Source organism: Parabacteroides sp. KHUB-01, assembly GCF_056640935.1.
Map to the genome: position 1 here is coordinate 995,101 of NZ_CM153256.1, position 23,085 is coordinate 1,018,185.

19 protein-coding genes are annotated in these 23,085 nt (G+C 37.9%); 9 read left to right on the forward strand and 10 right to left on the reverse strand.

Annotated elements, in window-relative coordinates:
- The first annotated feature begins 7 nt into the window (after positions 1-7).
- The 4 genes from ACYIAR_RS04555 to ACYIAR_RS04570 all read left to right on the forward strand — a co-directional run bounded on the left by ACYIAR_RS04555 (position 8) and on the right by ACYIAR_RS04570 (position 4,280).
- Entirely contained in the window at positions 8-1,492 is a 1,485-nt protein-coding gene (locus ACYIAR_RS04555; RefSeq protein WP_480332361.1) for a glycoside hydrolase family 10-like protein, read from the forward strand.
- Positions 1,493-1,678: 186 nt separating this feature from the next.
- On the forward strand, positions 1,679-2,209 hold the full coding sequence (locus ACYIAR_RS04560; protein ID WP_480332363.1) for an RNA polymerase sigma factor: 531 nt from the start codon (positions 1,679-1,681) through the stop codon (positions 2,207-2,209).
- 3 nt (positions 2,210-2,212) lie between these two features.
- A complete protein-coding gene (locus ACYIAR_RS04565) occupies positions 2,213-3,463 on the forward strand; it encodes a porin family protein (protein WP_480332365.1) in 1,251 nt (416 codons plus the stop codon).
- A 34-nt stretch (positions 3,464-3,497) separates the two neighbouring features.
- Complete coding sequence (locus ACYIAR_RS04570; protein WP_480332367.1) at positions 3,498-4,280, forward strand: BFO_2992 family lipoprotein; 783 nt, start codon at positions 3,498-3,500, stop codon at positions 4,278-4,280.
- 220 nt (positions 4,281-4,500) lie between these two features.
- Here the strand turns inward: ACYIAR_RS04570 and ACYIAR_RS04575 are convergent, their stop codons facing one another.
- The 3 genes from ACYIAR_RS04575 to ACYIAR_RS04585 all read right to left on the reverse strand — a co-directional run bounded on the left by ACYIAR_RS04575 (position 4,501) and on the right by ACYIAR_RS04585 (position 7,798).
- Positions 4,501-5,502, reverse strand: a complete 1,002-nt coding sequence (locus ACYIAR_RS04575) for a malate dehydrogenase (protein WP_480332369.1) — start codon at positions 5,500-5,502, stop codon at positions 4,501-4,503.
- A 191-nt stretch (positions 5,503-5,693) separates the two neighbouring features.
- Positions 5,694-6,293, reverse strand: a complete 600-nt coding sequence (locus tag ACYIAR_RS04580) for a YqgE/AlgH family protein (protein WP_480332371.1) — start codon at positions 6,291-6,293, stop codon at positions 5,694-5,696.
- A gap of 188 nt (positions 6,294-6,481) precedes the next feature.
- Positions 6,482-7,798 carry an aminotransferase class I/II-fold pyridoxal phosphate-dependent enzyme gene (locus ACYIAR_RS04585; protein WP_480332373.1) on the reverse strand — a complete coding sequence of 439 codons (1,317 nt, stop codon included), beginning with the start codon at positions 7,796-7,798 and terminating at the stop codon, positions 6,482-6,484.
- A 631-nt stretch (positions 7,799-8,429) separates the two neighbouring features.
- Between ACYIAR_RS04585 and ACYIAR_RS04590 the strand changes: the two genes are divergently transcribed.
- The 3 genes from ACYIAR_RS04590 to ACYIAR_RS04600 all read left to right on the forward strand — a co-directional run bounded on the left by ACYIAR_RS04590 (position 8,430) and on the right by ACYIAR_RS04600 (position 10,863).
- The gene (locus ACYIAR_RS04590; RefSeq protein WP_480332375.1) at positions 8,430-9,554 is read left to right on the forward strand and encodes a DNA polymerase III subunit; all 1,125 of its coding nucleotides are present in this window, start codon (positions 8,430-8,432) and stop codon (positions 9,552-9,554) included.
- 1 nt (position 9,555) lies between these two features.
- The gene (gene bamJ, locus ACYIAR_RS04595; protein ID WP_480332377.1) at positions 9,556-9,957 is read left to right on the forward strand and encodes a BamJ family beta-barrel-assembly machinery protein; all 402 of its coding nucleotides are present in this window, start codon (positions 9,556-9,558) and stop codon (positions 9,955-9,957) included.
- A gap of 144 nt (positions 9,958-10,101) precedes the next feature.
- A complete protein-coding gene (locus ACYIAR_RS04600; RefSeq protein WP_480332379.1) occupies positions 10,102-10,863 on the forward strand; it encodes a YaaA family protein in 762 nt (253 codons plus the stop codon).
- Positions 10,864-10,882: 19 nt separating this feature from the next.
- Here ACYIAR_RS04600 and ACYIAR_RS04605 read toward each other — a convergent pair whose 3' ends face one another.
- A complete protein-coding gene (locus tag ACYIAR_RS04605; protein WP_480332381.1) occupies positions 10,883-11,815 on the reverse strand; it encodes a LysR substrate-binding domain-containing protein in 933 nt (310 codons plus the stop codon).
- A 98-nt stretch (positions 11,816-11,913) separates the two neighbouring features.
- Between ACYIAR_RS04605 and ACYIAR_RS04610 the strand changes: the two genes are divergently transcribed.
- Entirely contained in the window at positions 11,914-12,153 is a 240-nt protein-coding gene (locus tag ACYIAR_RS04610; RefSeq protein WP_480332383.1) for a hypothetical protein, read from the forward strand.
- Between the two features lie 54 nt (positions 12,154-12,207).
- Positions 12,208-12,573, forward strand: coding sequence for a thioredoxin (gene trxA, locus ACYIAR_RS04615; RefSeq protein ID WP_480332385.1), 366 nt, complete (start codon positions 12,208-12,210; stop codon positions 12,571-12,573).
- Between the two features lie 78 nt (positions 12,574-12,651).
- Here the strand turns inward: trxA and ACYIAR_RS04620 are convergent, their stop codons facing one another.
- The 6 genes from ACYIAR_RS04620 to ACYIAR_RS04645 all read right to left on the reverse strand — a co-directional run bounded on the left by ACYIAR_RS04620 (position 12,652) and on the right by ACYIAR_RS04645 (position 23,003).
- The gene (locus ACYIAR_RS04620; RefSeq protein ID WP_480332387.1) at positions 12,652-15,165 is read right to left on the reverse strand and encodes a glycoside hydrolase family 2 TIM barrel-domain containing protein; all 2,514 of its coding nucleotides are present in this window, start codon (positions 15,163-15,165) and stop codon (positions 12,652-12,654) included.
- A 5-nt stretch (positions 15,166-15,170) separates the two neighbouring features.
- Positions 15,171-18,020 carry a TIM-barrel domain-containing protein gene (locus ACYIAR_RS04625; protein ID WP_480332389.1) on the reverse strand — a complete coding sequence of 950 codons (2,850 nt, stop codon included), beginning with the start codon at positions 18,018-18,020 and terminating at the stop codon, positions 15,171-15,173.
- 242 nt (positions 18,021-18,262) lie between these two features.
- Positions 18,263-19,573 (reverse strand): MATE family efflux transporter, encoded by a 1,311-nt coding sequence (locus ACYIAR_RS04630; protein WP_480332391.1) that lies wholly within the window; start codon positions 19,571-19,573, stop codon positions 18,263-18,265.
- A 179-nt stretch (positions 19,574-19,752) separates the two neighbouring features.
- A complete protein-coding gene (locus tag ACYIAR_RS04635; RefSeq protein WP_480332393.1) occupies positions 19,753-20,523 on the reverse strand; it encodes a peptidylprolyl isomerase in 771 nt (256 codons plus the stop codon).
- A 95-nt stretch (positions 20,524-20,618) separates the two neighbouring features.
- Entirely contained in the window at positions 20,619-21,257 is a 639-nt protein-coding gene (locus ACYIAR_RS04640; RefSeq protein WP_480333554.1) for a peptidylprolyl isomerase, read from the reverse strand.
- Between the two features lie 270 nt (positions 21,258-21,527).
- Entirely contained in the window at positions 21,528-23,003 is a 1,476-nt protein-coding gene (locus ACYIAR_RS04645; RefSeq protein WP_480332395.1) for a glycoside hydrolase family 125 protein, read from the reverse strand.
- Between the last annotated feature and the right edge of the window lie 82 nt (positions 23,004-23,085).

Here is a 23,085-nt window from a genome sequence, read left to right on the forward strand (position 1 = left end):
ATATTAAATGAAAAGATTTTATTGGCTGTTAACAGCTCTATTGTTTTTGTCTAATTCATTTTTATATTCAGCAAAAATTCCAAAACATGAAATAAGGGCAGTTTGGCTAACTACGGTTTATGGGCTGGACTGGCCTCATTTCTATGCGACTAATGATAAATCAATAAAGGCTCAGAAAGATTCTTTATGCAGAATATTGGATAAATTACAGGATGCCAACTTCAATACTGTGTTCTTTCAAACCAGATTGAGAGGAGATGTAATTTACCGTTCGGCAATAGAGCCTTCGGCGAAAATACTTACAGGAAAATATGGCCGTTCGCTACCTTATGATCCGCTTTCATTTGCAATAGAAGAATGTCATAAACGTGGTATGGAATGTCATGCATGGTTTGTAACATTTCCTGTAGGAACAGACAAAACTGTTGCTGAACAAGGAAAACAGTCTGTAGTGAAACGCCATCCAAAACTTTGCAAAAAACATAAAGGAGAATGGTATCTTGACCCTGGTGTTCCGGGAACATCAGACTATATTTTGTCTCTAGTAAGAGAAATCGTAGATAATTATGATATCGATGGTATTCATTTCGACTATATAAGATATCCTGAAGAAGCTAAGAAATTTCCGGACCAGACATTGTATAAAAAGAATGGTAAAAAACAAACTCTTGCTGATTGGCGAAGAAATAATATCAACAAAATAATGGAACGGATTTATTGTTATGTTAAATCCGTAAAACCATGGGTGCAAGTTAGCAGTGCTCCCTTGGGAAAATATAGCCGCATTCCTAAAGTACCAAATGCTGTATGGACTGCTTATGAAAGCGTTTATCAGGATCCAAAATACTGGATGGGGAAAGGCATACATGATATGGTTGTCCCAATGATGTATTATAAATTTGACAATTTCTTTCCTTTCCTGGATAATTGGGTAGAGAATTCAAACGGCAGATTGATAGTTCCAGGACTGGGTGCATACAGAACAGAAGTTTCTGAAGGTAATTGGGAATTGAATGATATAACTGACCAAATAGATTATTCAAGATATTATGGAGGTGCCGGTTGTGCATTCTTCAGATGCGAAAATATACTGGACAATAAAAAAGGTATATATGACATATTGAAGAACGAATATTTCCGCTATCCTGCAATGTTGCCACCTTTGAACTGGCTGGACAGTGTAAAGCCCAATGCTCCTGAAAATTTATTAGTTGAACGCATTGGTAATGAGCTAAAGCTATCATGGTCAAAACCTAAAGAAGGAAAACAGGACTTAAGTTATACAATATACTGTTCCACTTCTGATTCGATTGATTATGAATCTCCCGCATCAATCATATCAACAGGATTGAGAGATACTGTTGTTTATTTACCTGTTGACACGGCAAAAGAAAGAATTTTCAACTTTTCTGTTTCAGCTTCGAGCAGATATCATCAGGAAAGTATACATTCGGAAGAGGCTTTTTATTATCTATCTAAATATTTGAAATAATAAATGATGCAAGGTGTTATGTAAAGCAGAATCAAAAACAGGTTTTTATTTTGCTCTGCGCTTGCCTTTTTATATATTTGTGCGTTTTTTTTAATAATCGGTGCAGCATTTTTATGAAATATTTCATCATATATATGTAGTAAATATGTGTAGATGATCATAAGAGTGTAGCTAAGTAATACGCTGATGGAGGAACAACAGCTAATAAATGAGTGTAAAAAAGGAAATCGTCTTGCTCAAAAAGAACTTTATGACAAATACTCCCGTAAAATGATGGGTGTTTGCCTTCGTTATATCAACGAAAAGGAAACTGCCCGCGATATATTACAGGATGGCTTTGTAAAAGTTTTTACAAGCTTAGATTCATTTTCCGGAATCGGCTCATTCGAAGGCTGGTTGCGAAGAATATTCGTAAATTGTGCATTGGAATTCCTAAGAAAATCAGATGTATTGCGTGAAGCTACTGATTGGGATAACATAACGGAACCTATGCCATCCGAAAGTTCAGTCATATCAGAGCTTTCTGCTTCTGATTTAATGAAACTGGTTCAGGAATTGCCAACAGGTTTCAGAATGGTCTTCAACTTATTTGCTATTGAAGGTTATTCGCATAAAGAGATTGGAGATATGCTTAATATAACAGAAAGCACATCCCGTTCTCAATATACACGAGCCCGACAATTATTACAAAAAAGAGTAAAAGAATTATTTGGATAGACCATGAACGATAAGGAAAGAGACCAAATAGATGATTTGTTTCGTGACAGTTTATACAACTTTGAAGCTGAAACTGATCCGGCAGACTGGATGGCTATTGAAAGCCGTTTGCCGGAACAGGGAAAGGTTGTGTCTTTCCATAATATGATAAAATATTGGAGTGCAGCCGCAGCAATTCTGCTTATTGCTGTTTCAACAGGTGTATTTTTGTTAAGAAATGATGTACCTGACAAAGAAATCCAAGTTCAAACTATAATAAATACAACAGAAACTCAATCTCCATCAGAAAGTAATATTCCAAATCAGAACAATATTGCTTCAGTTTCTGAAGTTAGTTCAAATAATGCTGTTGTAAAAAAGGAAAGTCAAAAGCCAAAACTTGCACTTATGGCTTATTTGGTTGATATTCCTGAGGATGAAGATTATAGTTCAGACCTTTCTCCTGTCGAATATTCTGTTTCTGACAATAAAGCAAACGATAAAAAGACTGTAGCAAGAAGTGCTATGGTTATGAATAATACCGAAGAGAATCAAAATAACAATACTAGAGAGACAGCAACTATTGAACAGAACCAGAAAACCAAATCTCGCAAATGGGGATTCGGTATGGGCGGTGGAAGTATTACTGCCGGTTCAAACAACACATTGCAATCATCCGTTCTGAAAAATACTCTGGTTGACGATACTGATTTCGACAGATTGAATGCAGCATCAAATAATTCTCTTTCAACCAATGTTCCGAGCACAAATGTAAGTCATAAGATGCCAATATCTTTTGGATTAGGTGTCAGCTATTACTTGAACGACAGATGGGCTCTTCAAAGTGGTCTGAATTATTCAATGCTTATTTCTGACTGGGCTAGCTCCGGTATTTATCATGGAGAAACACGCCAGAAATTACATTTCATAGGTTTGCCTCTATCCGTGTCTTATAAAATTGCCGAATGGAATAAATTCCGTTGGTATGCATCTGCCGGAGGCATGGCTGAGATAAATGTGGCGGGAAAAACTAAAACAACTCTTTATTCTGGTACAGAAAAAATGGGAACGCTTACTGAACGTACCAGAATGAAAGAAGTATATTGGTCGCTTAATGCAAACACAGGTATAAGTTATCCTATAATAAAATTTGTAAGTGCTTTTGCTGAAGTCGGAGCAAGTTATTATTTTGATAACGGAACTGAAATAGAGACAATACATTCAGACAAACCTTTTAATGTTAATTTGAGTATTGGCCTCAGACTTGGTTTTTAAAGAAATATAATTAATAACAAATACTTAATTTAGAATGAAAAAAAGAGGAATTTTGGCAACAGCTATTTGTTCTGCATTAGTGCTGTTGACTTCTTGTTTGGGTGAGACAACAAACTCACAGCGTTTATCAGGCATGCCTGGAGTTGTTTACACAGGTGATGCCCTGAGTGGTTATAAGACATTAGTAGATATAGGTAGTTTTCCTATTTATTCAGCAACACTTGACAAAGGTGATTTATTACCAGGAGATTGTGTTGTTACAAGTTTCGAAGTAGATTACAGTTCTCCAGAAAATGCAACAGCTAATACTCAAGGATATTACAATGTAAGCTTCTCTGCATGCGAAAAGATTGACAAAGATAATTTCCGCTCATTATCTTTACCAACAGATACAACAATGATGTTGACAGGCGAGCTTCCAATTAACAACTCTGTTGAAGGAAAGTATATGCATTCATATGTAAGAGGTCATCAGTTCTTGTGGCCTAGCATCAACTTACAGAAAAACCAAACAGCCCAGATGCAATTGTATGTTGACATGAGTAAAATCGAAGCATGCGATGAAGAAGAAGGTTTGAATTGCTATTCAATGTTCCTTCGTGCAGTTGAAGTTAACGCACCAACAGATGATGACAAAACTCTGACTCTTATGCCATGTGCATTTAATGTTCAGGCATATATTGACAGAATTAATTATCTTGAAAAGGCTGAAGACAATGATTATTATCTGATTAGAGTATATTTTGTTAAAGAATTCAAGGATAATAAACCAGTTTGGGATTACAAAACTCTTCAGATGGCTACTGTAAAAGATTAATAAACTGTAGTTATATACATTTATAAAAACATCGGTAAATAGTTTCCTAATATTGTTATGGAATTATTTACCGATGTTTTTTACAAAAGATGCCGATGTTTCAAATAAAACATCGGCATCTTTTTTTTCGATATATATGGATTAAATGAGATTTGGTTCAAAGAAAAAATATACATCCGAACCTAAGCTAAGTCAGACTCGGATGTATTTCTGTCAATATTTATTTAATATTTGGATTAAGCTTATTCCATTCGCTAATAGCTGGAAGAACACCCATTTCTATAACCTCATCACGAAGTTTGCACAAATGTTCATAGCTCTTCTGAAGTTCAGCTTTTTCAGCTTCTGTTCCCTTAACGTCTGCATAGCTTACTCCATTAGCATCGATTGTTGTTTCCATTGCCATCATAATATGGTCGAAACCATTAGAATGTACATATGTTCCAGCTGGCCAACGGAATGCTTCACCACCCATTGCTGCACGAATCATTTCAATAGAAATGTATGCCGGGCTCTGGAATGAAGAACGTCCACGCAAATCGATGATTTTCTTACCTCCCTGAACAACATCATGACGGATAGATTCCCACTGTTCGTTTGTCAACTTATCTGTTCCAATCAAATCAAGCAATGGAGTTCCTGCTACAGTTGCAGTTGAAGCAAATACAGCCATCTGTTCGCCATGGCCACCAAATGTACGGCAATTCTTAACTTCACACTGTGGAATACCAAAATGTTTAGCCAAAGCACTTTGCAAGCGTGTGCTATCCAAAGCAGCCAAAGTTGTTACCTGTGAAGGTTTCAATCCTGAATATAGAAGAGTGATCAAACCTGTAATATCTGCCGGATTGAAAATAACAACTACATGTTTTACATCCGGACAATAAGATTTAATATCACGGCCAAACTGCTCAGCAATCAAAGCATTTCCCTTAAGCAAGTCCTCACGAGTCATGCCAGCCTTACGTGCAGCACCACCAGAAGAAACAACATATTTAGCACCAGTCAACGCTTCTTTTATATCAGAAGTAAATGTAATATGAGTTGTGTCAAATCCACAATGGAACATTTCTTCAGCTACACCTTCCAATGCCGGAGCAAATGGATCATACAAACAAAGTTCAGAAGTCAAATTCATCATCAATGCTGTCTGTGCCATGTTTGAACCGATCATACCTGCTGCGCCAACAATAGTTAACTTTTCATTTGTCAATGCTTTCATAATATCACAATTTTAATTTATGTCTATTTATAGAACAATATGAAATAAAATATGTTCAGGAATAATCGTTATATTTTATTCCTTTACACCAGCAAATATATGCAAGAATATAATATACTGTATATCAGATTTTGGAATAAGACATAACATTAAGTTATAGCAAAAAAACTATATATGCAATTATCTAAGATTCAATTCAAATTAGCTTCTTTTGGAAATCTGATCCATCCATTATAATTATTTCCCAGCTCTGTCACAGAATTTTTCCAGAAATCCTCACCTTCTGCAAAAAATATATTCTTAGGCTCCTTCATATAATTAACAACCCATGAATCGTCTTTTATTTCCTGCATCAGCTGACCTTTTTCCCATCCGGAATATCCTAGGAAAAAACGTACGCATCCTTCTACTGAATTCCCGGACATTATAAATTTCTTCAATACCTCAAAATCTCCATCAAAATACAAATTATCTGTTATTTTTACCGAATCAGGTATTATCAAATCACCCAGTGTATGAATAAAAAACAATCGGTTGGAAGAAACCGGACCTCCAATATATATAGGAAGTTCTTCTTTATTCTCTAACTCAGGAAAAAATTCATTTACAGTAAGATCTAATTTCTTATTTACAACAAATCCCATACTTCCTGATTGAGAATGATCAACCAGTAAAACAACGGAACGTTGAAAATAAGGATTACTGAGCAAAGGCTCAGAAATTAATATTCTGCCTTGCTTTGGCAAAATACCTTTATGTTTTATTGCATGTACGTCTTTATCTATTGCCATCTTTACATTCTTAATAAAGGTTTGTCTTATCGGATGAAAAATATACAGAAAAAACTATATAAGCAAATTTTACAATAAAAATAGTACAAAAAGAAACAGTTTTGGTATTTTCCTAAAAAAGATAACACCAAAACTGTCTTATTATTAAATATTTGAGCCAAATGGCAAAACTCTACATCTATTTCTATTCAGGCTATCGGATGATTCATTTCAAATGCAGCAAGACGTTCGTCAAGCAAATCATACTGATGATCCTTAATAAAGGAAGTACAAATACGTAAACCTTCCTGATGACTACCTGTGGTTTTCAGAGAAATTGCGCTTATTCCATAATATATCAGCTCTTTCATCAGCGTACTGCTGTCCATTCCCGGATAAGTTATAGTAAAATAGAATCCGTCGGCAACCGGTTCCGACAAATCATGATCATAAACAAGCTTGAATCCGTGGTTTATGAATATAGATTTCATTTTGTTGGCACGTCTTCCATATTCCTTTATTTCTGAAATAAAATCATATGTTCCGTCAGACGCAGCCTTAAACATTGCTGCCAAAGCATACTGCGCTGAATGTGAAGTTCCGGAAGAAAGAGCATACAATACACGATGAATATAAACTGTACCGAAAGTTCCTCCGCCATATCGCTTCGTCAATCCAGGATAAGCACGATGATACAACTTATTTGAAATTGCAGTTACTGCTATACGCTGTCCGGCATAACTGAATGCTTTAGAGCCTGAAATCTGCATAATATAATTATCAGTATATCTTGCTACCGACACCTGGAATGGAGCAACAAACGGTTTACTCAAATCCTTGCGGAAATCCATAGCAAAATATGCCAAATCTTCAATTACAATAACATCATATTTATTTGCCATTTCTCCTATTATCTTCAGTTCGTCTTCTGTCAGACAGAACCATGCAGGATTATTCGGATTTGAATATGTCATTGCCGCAATATTACCTTTTGAAAGATATTCTTCCAGTTTCTCGCGTAGCTTCTCTCCTCTATATTCGTAAACATCAAAGGATTCATATTTATATCCCATGACAACCAATTGCTGTTTCTGAACCGGGAAACCTGGGTCGATAAACAGAACTGTGTCTTTTTTCTCATCACATTGTCCGCAAGTAAGGAAAGAAGCAAATGTTCCCTGCATTGAGCCCGTAACCGGAACGCAACATTCCTCATCAATATCTATGTCAATAAATGCTTTAATAAAACGAGAAGCTTCTTTCTTCAACTCCGGAATACCATTAATATTAGGATATATTGAAGCAACGCCACTTTGCAATGCTTTTATTTCAGCATCAACACCAACTTGAGATGCTTTCAATCCCGGTATTCCCATTTCCATATGAATAAATTCAACACCAGTCTCTTGTTCCAATTGAGACGAAATAGCGACAACCTCACGAATAGTTGCTTTTCCAAAATCAGCAAGATTATATGATGAAATGACCTTGCTGGCGGTATTATAATCAATAGGTGTATTTCTCATAATATTATTTTTTGTTTTTGTTTAAACAAATATACTGAATTTATTGTTTATACATATAAAATGGTTAAGTTTGTGAAAAATAAGGAAGGTGTAGAACTAAAACGTGGAAATATTCCACAATACAATACACACATTCCACAACAATCCACAACATTTTGGGAAATACCAAAATAGCTGGAATAACATAAATAATTACAAAACAACCTTTTATACAAACGCAATGAAAATAACAAATGTTTTGGCACGGATTTAGCACATACATATGTGAGAATGATTAAAAATGTGTTTCTACATTTATCCGTAGATGAAACTTAAAGATTTAGGTTGTTTTTTAAAGAGATAAAAAAGTAAGTTTAAAGAGGTTTTTTTTGATTAAGTCTGCACACACACAATGGGAAGTAGCTTTCGTGAGAAAGCTACTTTTGTTTTATATAAGTAATACGTCTAAAATCCTTTTATAAATCCCATTGACACAACTATCAACTCAAGTGAAAAGGTTTTTCATTTTTATTGTTGTATATTTGTCCTTATAATTTATGGATATACAGAATTAAGATTTGTATTTTCCCCATTCATAGATATAAACTCATTGTATTTTATTTTAATGAGTTTGTCAACTAAACAACAATTTATGTATTTCAAGGATATCATAGGACAGGACGAACTGAAAGCCAGACTTATAAGATCTGCAAATATAGGATTTGTCCCTCATTCACAAATATTCACCGAAAAAGGAGGAACTGGAGCTTTTCCTTTGGCTTTGGCTTATGCAAGATATTTGAATTGCCTGGACAGGAAAGATAATGATTCGTGCGGACATTGCTCTTCCTGTATAAAATTTGACCAGCTTGCACATCCTGATTTGCATTTTGTATTTCCTATTGTCCAGAAAAAAGACAAAAAAAAGGAAATATGCGATGATTATCTACCGGAATGGAGATGTTTCCTGAAAGAAAATATTTATTTCGGACTAAATGAATGGATGGAATATATCGACGCAGGAAATTCCCAGCCAATAATATATGCCCGCGAAAGCGATGAAATAATGCATAAGGTCAGTCTGAGAATTTCTGAAGCCAAATACAGAATACTGATGATATGGCTTCCTGAAAAACTTCATCCCTCATGTGCCAACAAATTGCTGAAGCTAATTGAGGAACCGCCGGCAAACACTATCATTCTGATGGTTTCGGAAATCCCGGATTTGGTGTTGGGAACTATTATTTCACGCTCACAAATGATAAATGTTTCTCCTCTAAAAGAAGAAAGTCTGAAAGGCACTTTGATGAGCAAATATATGCTCTCGGAAAACGATGCCGAATATATTGCACATTTATCACAAGGCAGTTATCTGAAAGCTACCGAACTTATCAGCACCAACGAAGAGAATATGTTCTACCTCGAACAATTCAAAACCATAATGAGAAATTCATGGGCAAGAAACGTAAAAGGAATGAAAGAACAGGCTGAAATGCTTGCAACCATAGGACGAGAAAAACAAAAGAATTTCCTCGCCTATTGCCAGCATCTTATCAGAGAAAACTTTATCTATCGTTTCCAGGCACCGGAAATGAATTATCTGAATATGGAAGAGGCTTCTTTTTCCGTCAAGTTCTCTCCTTTCGTCAACGAAAGAAATGTCTTTGGATTGATGGAAGAACTGGAAAAAGCCGAAATGCATATCACTCAAAATGTCAACGCTAAAATAGTGCTGTTCGACCTTGCACTTAAAATAACTGTTCTAATCAGAAAATAATATGTCAAGAAAAGAAGAATATAAATTGAAGAACGAGGAATTCCTCGCTGAACTGGCCGCAAATGAAGATATAAAAAGTCTGCCATGCGGCGTATTGTATAAAGTAATAAACGAAGGAAACGGAACAAAATCACCGACCTTGAGCAGTGTTTTTTCGGTGCACTATCGCGGAACATTAATCAACGGCAGAGAATTCGACAACTCATACAAAAGAAATTGCCCTGAGGCTTTCCGCCTGAACCAGGTTATTGAAGGTTGGCAACAAGCCTTGCAACAAATGCACATTGGTGACAAATGGATTATTTATATTCCTTACACTCTGGGATATGGCACAAGGACTTCCGGTCCTATTCCCGGTTTCTCAACTCTTATTTTCGAAGTGGAACTTTTAGGCATTGCCTAAATATACATAACTCAAGTTTCGCAAGCTCAACTTCCACAGATAACAAGTTGACAAAATGATAAGTTAATTGACCTTGTTAACTTGTCTCTGAAACCTTGTTAACTTTTAAGTTGAGTAGCTTGCGAAACTTAAATATTTAATAATATGAAATTCCTGATTTCTCCGGCAAAGACAATGAGTTCTGTTCCTTCGGCTACGACTCCGACGGTGACAATTCCACAATTCAAGAACGAAGCGGATATGATTATCCGCGAATTGCTGAAATTTCCGGCAGAAGAGCTGAAGTCTGTTTTGAAATTAAGTCCGAAGCTCGCTCTTGAAAGTATGGAAAGGCTGCGTTCTTTCTTTTCGCCAGACGTTGCAGATATTCCTGCCATACTTGCTTACACTGGAGTTGTTTTCAAGAATATGTCTCCAAAAGACCTTACGGCTGAAGATTTCCTGTTCGCGCAGGATAATCTGAGAATCGTATCCGTAGCATACGGACTTCTCCGTGCATTAGATGGAATCAGACCTTATCGCCTGGAATATGACGTTAAACTTCCGGAACTTGAAGATGATTCTCTTTATAATTTCTGGAAAAACAGACAGACAGATTGTTTTATCGACGAGATAAAGAATGACGATGGTATTCTTGTGAATCTTGCCAGCAAAGATGTTCAGCCTTCGTTCGACTGGAAAAAAGTTTGTAAAGAAGTGAGAGTTATCACTCCTGAGTTTCTAGTAAACAAAAACGGGAAGCCTAAAACTGTGGTGATTTATGCCAAAATGCTTCGCGGACAAATGAGCCGCTTCATTATAAAAAACAAAATATCCGATCCGGAATTGCTCAAGGCCTTCGAATGGGAAGGTTTCTATTTCCGCCCGGAAATGTCAGACGCAGACAGATGGATTTTCATGGCATAAATCCATCTGCCTGCCTTTTTTATCTTAATTTGATGTTATATTTCCTGAATCTCTCCTCCATCATATACGAAGGTATGATTTTGGATATCACTTCGCGCACGGCATTCAGAACACGCTCACGTACAAAATCTTCCTTTATCAGTATCGAAACGCACCGTTGCGCCGGTTGTTTCAGATTGCTTAGAACTTTGGTATTCTTTTTCTGCTGTTCCGTAAGAAATGCCAAATGCAACTCAGGAATAATCGTGTAGCCTCCGTTTCTGTCCACAATTCTCACCAATGTGTCAATACTTCCTGCTTCATATATGTGATTTCCTTCCTCCTTATTTTTGCAAAAACTGAAGCTGTCACCTTGTATGCAATGACCTTCTTTCAGAATCCACATGTGTTCAGTCGGAATATTTCCGTCGTCAAACAAATTTCTGCCGGAATTGCATTTCTCTGAAAAATAAGCAACAAAATGTTCTATATAAATAGGTATTTCCAGGAACTCGGAACCGCTTCCCGGCGATGTTGTTATTGCCATGTCTATATTTCCGAATTTCAGCTCATTCAAGAGCGTGTTATTGGCTCTTTCATCAACCACAAGTTTCATTTCCGGATAATCATTACGGAAATGATAGATAAAATCCGGAACGATATATGGGGCAATTGTCGGAATTATCCCGATATGCAGCGAACCACTCATTGTGCCCACCTCATCGGCAACAACTTCCTTTATTCTGTTTGATTCATTGAGGGCAATCCTTGCCTGGCGGATTATTTTCTCTCCTACCGAAGTTGGCGTTATGCCTTTCTTGTCACGGTTGAATATCTTTACGTCCAGTTCCTCCTCCAGTTTCTGTATCATAGCGCTCAGAGTTGGCTGAGTCACTCCGCAAGATTCGGCAGCAAGTACAAAATGGCGGTATTTGTCCAACGCCAATATATATTCCATCTGTTGAAGCGTCATAAGCAATATAGATTTTATCTATACAAAGATAGAAAAAAGCTGTTGTTGACAATTAAGTGGTTATATAATTTTGCAGTGTAACAAAATCAAAACAAGATATGGAAAGCTTATTGAAAAACTGGGATTCAGTCCGCATAATTCGTATGGCATTGGGAATAGCAATCAGCGCCTATGCCTTTTGGAGCAAAGAATATATACTGGCTCTTCCGGGCGCTTTGCTGATGCTTCAGGCAATTCTTAATCTGTCATGTTGCGCATGTGGAAACTGTGATACCGGAAAGGAAAACAAGCAACTATATAAAGATGTAATAAAAGAATATAAAGCAAACGGTAAATAAAGAAATCCGGGAAAAATAAAAATAAGAATAATAATAAAAATAGGAGAATATAATATGAAAACAATCCAATTGACAAAATCAGAGTTCTTGAATAAAGTGGCTAATTATGAAGCTAATCCATCGGAATGGAAATTCCTGGGAGACAAACCTGCTTTGATTGATTTCTATGCGACATGGTGCGGACCTTGTAAAATGCTGGCTCCTGTCCTTGACGAGCTTGCTGAAGAGTATGACGGAAAAGTTGATATCTACAAGGTAAATGTTGACCAGGAAGAAGAATTGGCATCAGTTTTCGGCATCAGAAGCGTACCAAGCCTGTTGTTCGTTCCAATGAGCGGAACTCCTCAGATGGCGCAGGGCGCAATGCCAAAACATAGTCTGAAAGAAGCAATAAATAATGTATTATTATCAGGAAAGTAACTATTTATTCTTAAAACTAAAGCTTGATTTATAAAAACTAAGGCTCAGTTTTAAATTAAGGAAGTATATTTTTGAATATTAATTAATATCCGCTTGCAACAAGCAAGTTGTATCCGGCAGTCCTTCAGAACTTGCAGTCAGACGAATATTACCACTCTTTCCATTATTCTGAATAACAACAAGGCATTTTCCGTAGAAAGCTTTACGCTTATTGTCCTTGAATCGTTCCATTGACGTCTGGCATCCATTGTCAACACCGGCTATGAAAGCTGGTCCTTCAACATTGAAGTGAACAAGATTATCTGCCCAAGGGCATAAGTTTCCGTCTTTATCGACAATCTCAACTGTCACGAAACTCAAATCATATCCATCAGCACTGATATTCTTGCGGTCAGCCACAAGACGTATTTTTGCAGGTTCGCCGGCAGTGTTGATTTGTTTCTTACGGACAATTTTACCGGATTTGCGAGCCACCACTTCAACCGTTCCAGGCTGATATTTCACACGCCATGCTGCATGATATTTGTCACCGCCTTTTTTGCGTACGCCCTGAGATTTACCGTTAACAAATAACTCAACCTCATCAGCATTATTATAGTATGCCCACATATCTATGCTCTGCCCTTCTTTCCAATTCCAGTGCGGGAACAGATGGAGAACGTCCTTGTCTGTCCATTCGGACTGATACATATAATATACATCCTTAGGAAATCCGGCAAGGTCAATAACTCCGAAATATGAGCTTCGTGCCGGCCATCCGTAAGGTGTAGGTTCGCCGATATAATCAAACCCAGTCCATATGTACTGACCACTGATAAACGGATTGTTTTTTACAAGATGCCATGTACCTTCGTGATGATTTCCCCATGGAACATGACAATTGTCGTATGACGAGCATGAAAGTGATTCATCATAGAAAGGCTTGTCCCAACGGTCTGGCCAGATATACATCTTGTCGGACGGCATGCGATAGTAGCCGCGCGTCATAAGTCCGGAAACACTTTCCGTTACCAGGAATGGTTTGCCTGGGAATTTTTCCGGCACATCCTTAAACCAAGAATCATGATAGTTATATCCAATAATATCAAGAGCTCCTGAGCGGAAAAGATGATTATTCGGATTCGGCTCATTGCATCCGGATGTAACAGGGCGTGTAGGGTCAAGTTTCTTGACCATTCCAGCAAGCTTAGCACACAGCAGAGAATTCACGCTCATCTTTCCTTCTTCACTTGCAAGCTGCTTGGCGTCATGACCAAAGTTCAGGATAAGATTAGCTTCTTCAAGTGAAAGAGTGTCAGCATCTGCATGCGACCATTGTTCGAGGACTTCATTTCCTATGCTCCACATAAAAATGGACGGATGATTACGGTCGCGCTTTATCAAATCTGTAAGGTCACGCTCATGCCATTCGTCGAAATAGCGGGAATAGTCATGCGAAGTCTTTTTCTTTCTCCACATATCAAATGCCTCGTCCATAACAATGAATCCCATTTTGTCGCACAAGTCTAGCAATTCAGGCGCAGGTGGATTATGAGAGCATCTTATACCGTTGCATCCCATTTCTTTCAATATCTCGAGCTGACGCTCCAGAGCTCTAGTGTTTACTGCAGCTCCGAGACATCCCAAATCGTGGTGCATGCAAACTCCATTGATTTTCATATGTTCGCCGTTAAGATAGAATCCGTTGGATACATCAAAACGGAATGTTCTTATGCCAAATGGAGTGTGATAAACGTCAACAGTGTCGTTGCCCGCCAATATACGGGATTCTATATCATACAAATAAGGATAGTCGATTGACCACAATGTAGGATTTTCAACTACAAGTTTCTGTTGCCATGTGGAATCTGACTCTGAAAGAATATTTACTGAAGATTCTGCAGAAGCTACTTCTTTTCCATCTTTCGATAATACGCGGGTAAGAAGACGGAAATCTTTTGACTTTCCGAAATCATTGCGTATTGTTGTAGATACGGATATGGTTGCCTTCGAAGAAGAAACATCTTCAGCAACAGCATATGTTCCCCACAAATCGAAATGAAGAGGATTTACTTTAGTAAGCCATACGTGGCGATAAATTCCACATCCGGAATACCATCTGGAGTTTGGCTGTTCGCTGTTGTCAACTCTTACGGCAATTACATTCTTCTCGCCCCAAAGGATATAAGGAGTAAGGTCATAACGGAAAGAAATATAGCCATATGGACGTTTACCGAGAGGTTTTCCGTTGATAAATACTTCAGAATTCATATAAACTCCATCGAAGTCGATATAGAGTTTACGATTCTGGTCCTGTTTGTGAATTTCAAACACCTTTCTGTACCAACCAATTCCTCCGGGTAGCGCTCCACCGCCTGTACCTGAAGGATTGTCTTTACTGAAATCTCCCTCAATTGCCCAGTCGTGAGGCAGGGAGAGTTTTCTCCAATCGGAATCATCAAACGAAGGAGATGCCGCATCCGTAACATCACCGAGATGGAATGTCCAGTCCCGGTCGAAATTTATCCGCTCGCGTCCTTCTTCTTTCCCGCATCCGGAAAGAAGAAGAATCATAAGCAGACAGACGGAAATTCTAAGAAGTGATTTCGTCATAACATTTATAAATTTATTACTTGTTCGTTTCCGTCATAGTGAACGGTCACGCCTTTTGCCTCCAGGTTGAAAGGTTGAGGTTTGTCCTTGCTCACTGTGACAACCGTAAAGGTACGGTTTTCAAGCATTCCGTCAAATTTTCCGGTGCGTTTTCCTATTTTCAGAGTCTTAGATTCGTCATTATATTCAAACGGTATCTGTGCATATTTTCCTTTTTCGTAATTATAGTTCACACCTTCGTCTTCATAAAGAGTAAACGAACCGTCAGCGCCCTGATATACATAAAGAATTATGTTTTCAGGTTGTTTTTCGTCGGAATACTGCAAATCCGGACCAAACGGAATGATTGCTCCTTCCGGAACGAACAGAGGTATCTTTTCATACGGCGCATCAACAGTCTGTTTTCCTGAAGGAACAGCCTTGCCAGTGTAGAAATCAAACCATCCTGTTGTTTCCGGAAGATAAACTTCTCTTTCACGTGCCTGATATTCATATACAGGGCAAACCATGATTGAAGGGCCGAACATGAACTGGTCTCCGACATTGTTCACATTCGTATCTTTGCCATAGTCCATTACAAGAGGACGCATAATCGTATAATCGTTGAAATGAGTCATTCCCGCCATTGTATAAACGTATGGCATAAGGTTATATCTCAGCTTGTTGTAATATACGATTGATTTATATGCCGGATGGTTTTCTGGTGCAATATTCCATACTTCTCTCAACGGGAACTGACCGTGAGCTCTGAACAATGGAGCGAAAGCACCGAACTGATACCAGCGTGTGTTGAGCTCGCGCCATTCTTTATAGTCGGCTGTTTCAACCTTATTTTTATCCCATTGATTCTGACCATCAACATATCTGTTTTCCACACAGAATCCGCCAATATCCATTGTCCAATATGGAATTCCACTGACGGCAAAGTTCAATCCGGCTGAAATCTGGGCTTTCATATCTTCCCATCTTGTTCCGATATCGCCACTCCATGTTGCTGTTGAATATCTCTGCAAACCGGCAAAACCTGAACGTGTAAGCAGGAACACACGCTTGTTGTCATCAACGCTGCGCTGTCCGTCATAAATAGCCTCAGCATTCATAAGAGCATATGCATTGAAATATTCTGTTGACGAGCCAAGTGCTGTCGGGCCGCAAAGTGCTTTTCTGTAATCCATATCCGTACAGTCACGCACATTAGGTTCGCTGGCATCCATCCACCATGCATCTATTCCAAGAGGATAAAGATGTTCGTACATCTGATTCCAGAACAATTTACGGGCATCAGCACTGTATGCATCATAGAAAGAACCCACATAACCAGGACCAACCCAGTCGCGAATGCTGTCTTTGATTGCCTGCTGATACATCCATCCGTTCTTGTCGAATTCCTTGTAATGCTCTGTATTCATATAGAACTTAGGCCATACAGAAATCATATAATGAGCATTCATAGCATGGATTGAGTCTATCATAGCTTTAGGGTCCGGGAAACGAGTAGGGTCAAACTCATGACTTCCCCACTGGTCTTCTTTCCAATAGAACCAGTCCTGTACGATATTGTCAATTGGAATGCGACGTTCACGGAATTCATTCATAACATCCAGAATCTGCTCCTGAGACTGATATTTCTCACGGCTTTGCCAGAAACCCATCGCCCATTTTGGCATTACCTGAGCTTTTCCTGTAAGAGTTCTGTAACCACTGATTACCTCATCCATATTTTCACCGGCAACGAAGTAATAGTCAAGCTGCTTGCTCATTTCGCTCCACCATGACTGCTGTCCCTGTTCTTCAGCAGAAACCGGAGCCAAAGCACGCAAACCGCAATAGGAAACGCCGCCATCCGGTTTCCAGTCAATTTTGAGAGGAACTCTTTTACCTGCTTCCAGGTTTACAGAGAATTTATAGCTGTTCGGGTTCCATGCCGTGCGCCAGCGTTCAGGAACAACTAGTTTTCCATCAATATAAACTTTTGTATAACCTGCATAGTAAAGGATGAATTTGTATTCACCGCTTTCCGATGGTTCTATTTCACCTTCGTATGTGACATGCGAACCCATCAAAGGGAAATTTTCCGGGAAATTCTTTATGGTTTTAAGATTTTCGAAATATATGGAATCTTCGCTTCTTACCAGAGGATTACCGCTTGCCGGCACATATGTTCCTGTCAGACTTCCTTCTTTTCCTTCTTTGTCATATAATTTGAACAGTCTGTTCAGCTGGGAATAGTCATTAGGATTACCGAAGCGGCACAATGAATAGCTGTCGAGCAAAATTCCGTAATTCTTATTGGAAACAATGAAAGGAACAGAAACTTTGGTATTATACTGAAACAACTCTTCATTTTTTCCTTTGTAGTTGAATTCGTCTGCCTGATGCTGTCCAAGGCCATAGAAAGCCTCATCATCCGGAGATTCAAATACCTGACGGATTGAATATCCTTTTGTTCCTTCAACTTCAATTGGGGTGAAAGTTCTTCCTCCGCCATGTTCTTCCTCAAGAATTACGTTTCCATTCTTATCAAAGAATTTTATTTCACCTGTGTTTTTTGAGAGAGTTGCTATGAGTTCAGAGGTTTTTAAAGATACACTCTTGTCTGTCTCTTCTATTGTATATTCAACTTTTCTGTCCTGAGGAATTACAACCAGACTTTTTTCTGTAGAAAATTGCTTATCCGGAGTTGCAGAAACATGAATAAGCTTTTCGCCCAAAACTTCAAGGCGTACTTTCTGAGCTGAAGTAGAATCGGTAGCAGGAACATTAACAACTATACCATTTCCGATGTTTTCGATGTTCGATGACGAACATGAGGCTAACAATAAACTTGCCAACAAATAAAAATGTGAGTTCTTCATTCTTTTATATTATATGATTAAAATTATCGCATTGGAAACAGTGCAAAATTATTATGCAATAATTCAAAACTTCATATAAAATGTTAAAGAACAAACGCTTATTTGTTCCAAAGCATAGTATATTTTGATAAATAAATAGGTATGATTTGTTAACCTACATGTTACTACAAATAAAAATACGGAGATAGGAATAGTCTATAAATAAAAGACTTAACCTTCTATCTCCGTATAATATAATTTTCTTATTTTGTAAGAAGTCTGAAACGGTGCCACAGCAAAAGTCCCAGAGTTGTCAAACTCACAGGAAAACCGCACCACACACCCACAGAGCCCCAGTTCAGCACAAAACCACAAATATATCCGATAGGTAATGCTAGACATATATGACAGAAGAAAGCTGCTCGAGCCATATATTTAACATCAGTCAAACCTCTAAGAGCATTTGCAAAAACTATCTGAAGTCCGTCGCCAAACTGATAAAGAATAACGAACCAGCAATATAGGGCAACAAGGTCCACTACTGCTTTTTCACTAGTGAACAAATAGCCAATTTGTGTTCTGAAAATAAGTAAGAATATAATAAATACTATAGCACTGCTCATTATTATATTCAATCCGGCTTTTGCAGCCTCACGGATGTCGCTCTTACTTCCCTTCCCGTTGAATCCGCTTACACGGATAGTAACGGCAGCTCCAACACCATAATAAAGCATAAATCCTAAAGTAGTTATTACTCCTGCAATCTGATAAGCAGCAAGAGCATTACTTCCAATCCAACCTATCATTATCACACTAAGGCTGAAAGAACCTGTTTCAACTCCCATCTGGAATCCAACCGGCAGCCCGAGTCTGCAAAGATGAGAAATAGAATTTCTGTTGATTTTGGACTGTTTGAAACCTTCCCAGTAATTACGATATTTTGCTTTGCGGGTAAATAGCCATATAAAAGCCAGCAATGTTATTATTCGGCTCGCCAGTGTTGATATACCGGCACCGGTCAATCCCATTTCCGGAGCTCCGAAATTTCCATATATCAATATGTAATTTCCAATAATGTTCAGCACATTAGCGCTCAGCATTATGCACATTGGTGTGACGGTATCGGTTGTTCCGTCGCTGAACTGCTTGAAAGAGTTGAACAACATTGTGAAAATCACAGAAACCAACTGAAGGCAGTAATAAGGAATTATATACGGATACAATTCCTTAGGCTGATTGAGATAGTCGATGTTCAGAAGAAGCAAAAACATGAACATACTCAACAAAATGCCCACAATCAAATTTATAAAAAGGCTGTTTTTCAACACTCCTCCTATCTCAGAGAACTTCTTCTGTGTGAAAAGTCCACCTATTATCGGAGTAAGTCCATAGGAAAAACCCATTCCGAAAATAAAAGCCAAATTGAAGAAATTGTTCACAAACGAGGCTGCTGCCAGCTCCTGTGTGCTGTGGTGACCCACCATTATATTGTCGGCAAAACCAACAATAATTATTCCAAGCTGACCAAGCATGATTGGCACTCCAAGACGAATAGTTTCTTTGTAGTGACTCATGTATGTATTATATTATTCAAGTTTCGCAAGTTGCTCAACATAAAGGCCAGCAAGGCTTCAGAGACAAGTTGACAAGGTCAAAACAACTGTAACTTTACAATTTATCATCTGAAAACCTTGTTAACTTGTCTCCTTGTTAACTTGTTATCTGTAAGTTGAGCCTGCGAAACTTAAGTTATTTATTCCTGTGCCAACACTTCAACTGATATAATTGAAATGTTTTCTGTCGGACGATCTTGTCTGTTAGTTTTTGATTTCTCTATTTTCTCAACAACTTCCATTCCATCAACAACCTCACCATACACAGTGTATTGATTGTCTAGGAAAGGAACGCCACCTACTGTTTTGTAGATTTCTTTCTGTTCCTCTGTAAGTTTTGCTTCATCCTTACGTTTTTCAGCTTCAAGTTCTGTCTTGCCAATCAAGGTGTCACGCAAAATTGCCAATTCAGCTTTGTCTCCGGAACGATACAATTCCATAATCTTAGACTTATTTTCTGCCTGCAAACGAGCAAATATGGATTGTTTCAGACGATTCTCCAATTGTTTTTCCATCTGCTTCAATTCACTGTCACTATATTTCTTTCCTGTCACGATATAGAACTGTGAAGCTGAAGATGCCTTTTCAGGATTCACCTCATCACCTGTACGTGCAGCACACAAAGCTCCTTTCTTATGGAAATATTTAGGATAAACAAACTCAGCCGGCACAGTGTAACCAAGATCTCCGGCTCCAAGTTGTTTGTTCATAGGTGCATCTTTTGATGTCACATCACCACCCTGAACCATAAATTCCTTTATCACTCTATGAAATAAAAGTCCGTTATAAGTTCCGTCATTAACTAATTTAAGAAAATTGTCACGATGTTTTGGAGTTTCATTATATAACTTCAATGTTATATCTCCAAGAGTTGTATGCATAACAACTTTTGTTTCAGATAAATTTGTCATGATAGTTTTTTTAGATTAATATATTAGGAGACAAGTTGACAAGTCTATGAGGGAAAAATACTTGCCAACTCATCTCTGAAGCTTTGTCAACAGAATCACTTCTTGACTATCTTCATCGATTTAATTTTAATATTCTTAAGCGGACGGTCATCCTCATTAGTCTCAACCAACTGAATTTTCATGACAGTTTTCATTCCACTTATCACTTCGCCAAAAATAGTATACTTACCGTCAAGGTGAGGAGCACCGCCTTCAAGCATATAAGCCTGTTTCTGTTCCGGAGTGAGGGTTATATTCTTCTCCTTTTCCATCTTTTCCAATTCCATTTCGGTAAAAAATTTACCTGTAACAATATAGAACTGTGTTGCAGATGATGCTCGTTCAGGGTTCACGTCATCGCCAGTACGTGCAGCACAAAGCATTCCCGCTTTATGAAAATATTTAGGATAAACTATTTCCGCTGGTATAGTATAATCCAAATCACCATCTCCCAGATGTTTATCCATTGGGGCATCCTTTGAATTAACATCGCCAGCCTGAATCATAAACTGTTTTATAACGCGATGAAAGAGCAAACCGTCATAAAGTTTTTCGTTAACATTCTTAATGAAATTATCACGATGTTTGGGCGTATCATTAAACAATTTAACTTTAACTTTACCCATATCGGTATCAATCAAAACAATAGTTTCTGCTTCCTGTGCTCTCAAATCAGACGCCAAAGCAAAAATCATCACAAAAGAGATGAGCAATGAGGAAAAAATATATTTCATATTACAGATAATTAATTTGTTTTTCATTCGACAAAAATACATAAAACTCTTCGATTTATAAGCAGGTAAAATAAAAAAGTGAAGCATTCTGCTTTATAAATGAATACAATATAAAACAAGGCCGCATATATCCGGAAGTAAATCCAAATATATACGGCCCCAATACAATTTAGGTCCGACCCTAAATTACAATATATACGAATCTATTTTTGTGATTCTCTCTTTCAGATTTTACCCTAGCAAATCTTTCAATTTACCTTCAGACTGCAAACGGATAATCAATTCTCCGAACAATGTATTTGCCCAGGCAAACCATGAACGTGTAAACTTCTTAGGATCATCCTTATGGAATGATTCATGCATAAATCCAGTATCAGCGTCTGTATCGCGAAGCATCTCAATACATGTTCTGATTTCTTTTTCATCCTGTGAAGTATGCGCACGCATAACAATACTCATAGGCCATACAAAGTCAAAACCGATATGAGGACCGCCAATTCCCTCTCCTGCTTTTCCTTTGAAGAAATATGGATTAGAAGTACTCAACACGAAATTACGTGTATTTTGATAAATCGGATCATTAACATCAATACAACCAAGGAACGGCAAAGCAAGAAGGCTAGGCACGTTAGCATCATCCATCAAGTTTACGCTACCGAAACCATCTACTTCGAATGCATAAATCTTACCGAATTTTGGATGATCTACGATTGCATATTTCTTAATTGCAGCCTCAACTTCTTTTGCCAAAGCTTCACATTTCTCAGCCAATGCAGAATTATTCTTTATTGTTATCAACATTTCAGAAGCCTGACGAAGAGATGTCACAGCAAAGAAGTTTGAAGGAATAAGGAATCCGAACAATGAAGCATCATCAGACGGACGGAATGAAGAAACAATCAATCCAACAGGATTAACAGGACTTCCATATCCGTCGTTGAGCAATGTATCTCCCTGACGGTTGGTTGTACGTGTAAATTTATAAGGACCAAGACCGTCTTTACGCTGCTGCTCGATAAAAGTAGAATATATTGTTTCAATTGCTTTCACCCATTTATCGTCAAACGGAGTTGTATCTCCTGTTTCTTTCCAATAATGATAAGCCAGACGGATAGGATAACAAAGTGAATCAATTTCCCATTTACGTTCATGAAGTTCTTTTTTCATGTCAGTATGGTCGCTTTCCCACTCACTGCCAGTCGGACCTTCATTAAAGCCGTTTGCATATGGGTCGATAAGAATACAGTCTGTCTGACGGCGGATAACACCTTCAAGCATTGTCTGCAATTTCTTATCTTCTTTAGCCAAAACTACATATGGATAAACCTGAGCAGAAGAATCGCGCAGCCACATTGCGTGGATATCACCTGTAATAACAAATGTATCAGGTTTTCCGTCTTTCATCTTATGCTCACATGTTGTATCCAATGTGTTAGGATAACAGTTTTCAAACATCCAGGCAAGTTTCTGGTCTTTGATACGTGATTTCACTGCAGCTATTTTCTTTTCTACTGCTTCAGAAGTGAATTTACGTGCAGAAAGAGCCGGACGTTTACATTTAAAATTGGTTGCACTTTGTGTTTCAGCAAAGAAATTTGCGGTAGTAGTCTTGTCGATTGAAGTTACTGTTGCATACAAATCTTTTCCGGCAAGCAAACCTGCAACAGAAGCTGCTCCCGTTCTTAAGAAATTACGTCGTGTTGTCATGGAATAATTTTTAAATAATCTATATTTCGATGCAAATATACTATTTTCCTATAAACCTTATAAAAAAGTTAGGCTTTCAACT

What these genes read in the sequence shown, in the direction of transcription:
- ACYIAR_RS04555 (WP_480332361.1), top strand. Translation starts at nt 8, where the DNA reads ATGAAAAGATTTTATTGGCTGTTAACAGCTCTATTGTTTTTGTCTAAT.
- ACYIAR_RS04560 (WP_480332363.1), top strand. Translation starts at nt 1,679, where the DNA reads ATGGAGGAACAACAGCTAATAAATGAGTGTAAAAAAGGAAATCGTCTT.
- ACYIAR_RS04565 (WP_480332365.1), top strand. Translation starts at nt 2,213, where the DNA reads ATGAACGATAAGGAAAGAGACCAAATAGATGATTTGTTTCGTGACAGT.
- ACYIAR_RS04570 (WP_480332367.1), top strand. Translation starts at nt 3,498, where the DNA reads ATGAAAAAAAGAGGAATTTTGGCAACAGCTATTTGTTCTGCATTAGTG.
- ACYIAR_RS04575 (WP_480332369.1), bottom strand. Translation starts at nt 5,502, where the DNA reads ATGAAAGCATTGACAAATGAAAAGTTAACTATTGTTGGCGCAGCAGGT.
- ACYIAR_RS04580 (WP_480332371.1), bottom strand. Translation starts at nt 6,293, where the DNA reads ATGGCAATAGATAAAGACGTACATGCAATAAAACATAAAGGTATTTTG.
- ACYIAR_RS04585 (WP_480332373.1), bottom strand. Translation starts at nt 7,798, where the DNA reads ATGAGAAATACACCTATTGATTATAATACCGCCAGCAAGGTCATTTCA.
- ACYIAR_RS04590 (WP_480332375.1), top strand. Translation starts at nt 8,430, where the DNA reads ATGTATTTCAAGGATATCATAGGACAGGACGAACTGAAAGCCAGACTT.
- bamJ (WP_480332377.1), top strand. Translation starts at nt 9,556, where the DNA reads ATGTCAAGAAAAGAAGAATATAAATTGAAGAACGAGGAATTCCTCGCT.
- ACYIAR_RS04600 (WP_480332379.1), top strand. Translation starts at nt 10,102, where the DNA reads ATGAAATTCCTGATTTCTCCGGCAAAGACAATGAGTTCTGTTCCTTCG.
- ACYIAR_RS04605 (WP_480332381.1), bottom strand. Translation starts at nt 11,815, where the DNA reads ATGACGCTTCAACAGATGGAATATATATTGGCGTTGGACAAATACCGC.
- ACYIAR_RS04610 (WP_480332383.1), top strand. Translation starts at nt 11,914, where the DNA reads ATGGAAAGCTTATTGAAAAACTGGGATTCAGTCCGCATAATTCGTATG.
- trxA (WP_480332385.1), top strand. Translation starts at nt 12,208, where the DNA reads ATGAAAACAATCCAATTGACAAAATCAGAGTTCTTGAATAAAGTGGCT.
- ACYIAR_RS04620 (WP_480332387.1), bottom strand. Translation starts at nt 15,165, where the DNA reads ATGACGAAATCACTTCTTAGAATTTCCGTCTGTCTGCTTATGATTCTT.
- ACYIAR_RS04625 (WP_480332389.1), bottom strand. Translation starts at nt 18,020, where the DNA reads ATGAAGAACTCACATTTTTATTTGTTGGCAAGTTTATTGTTAGCCTCA.
- ACYIAR_RS04630 (WP_480332391.1), bottom strand. Translation starts at nt 19,573, where the DNA reads ATGAGTCACTACAAAGAAACTATTCGTCTTGGAGTGCCAATCATGCTT.
- ACYIAR_RS04635 (WP_480332393.1), bottom strand. Translation starts at nt 20,523, where the DNA reads ATGACAAATTTATCTGAAACAAAAGTTGTTATGCATACAACTCTTGGA.
- ACYIAR_RS04640 (WP_480333554.1), bottom strand. Translation starts at nt 21,257, where the DNA reads ATGATTTTTGCTTTGGCGTCTGATTTGAGAGCACAGGAAGCAGAAACT.
- ACYIAR_RS04645 (WP_480332395.1), bottom strand. Translation starts at nt 23,003, where the DNA reads ATGACAACACGACGTAATTTCTTAAGAACGGGAGCAGCTTCTGTTGCA.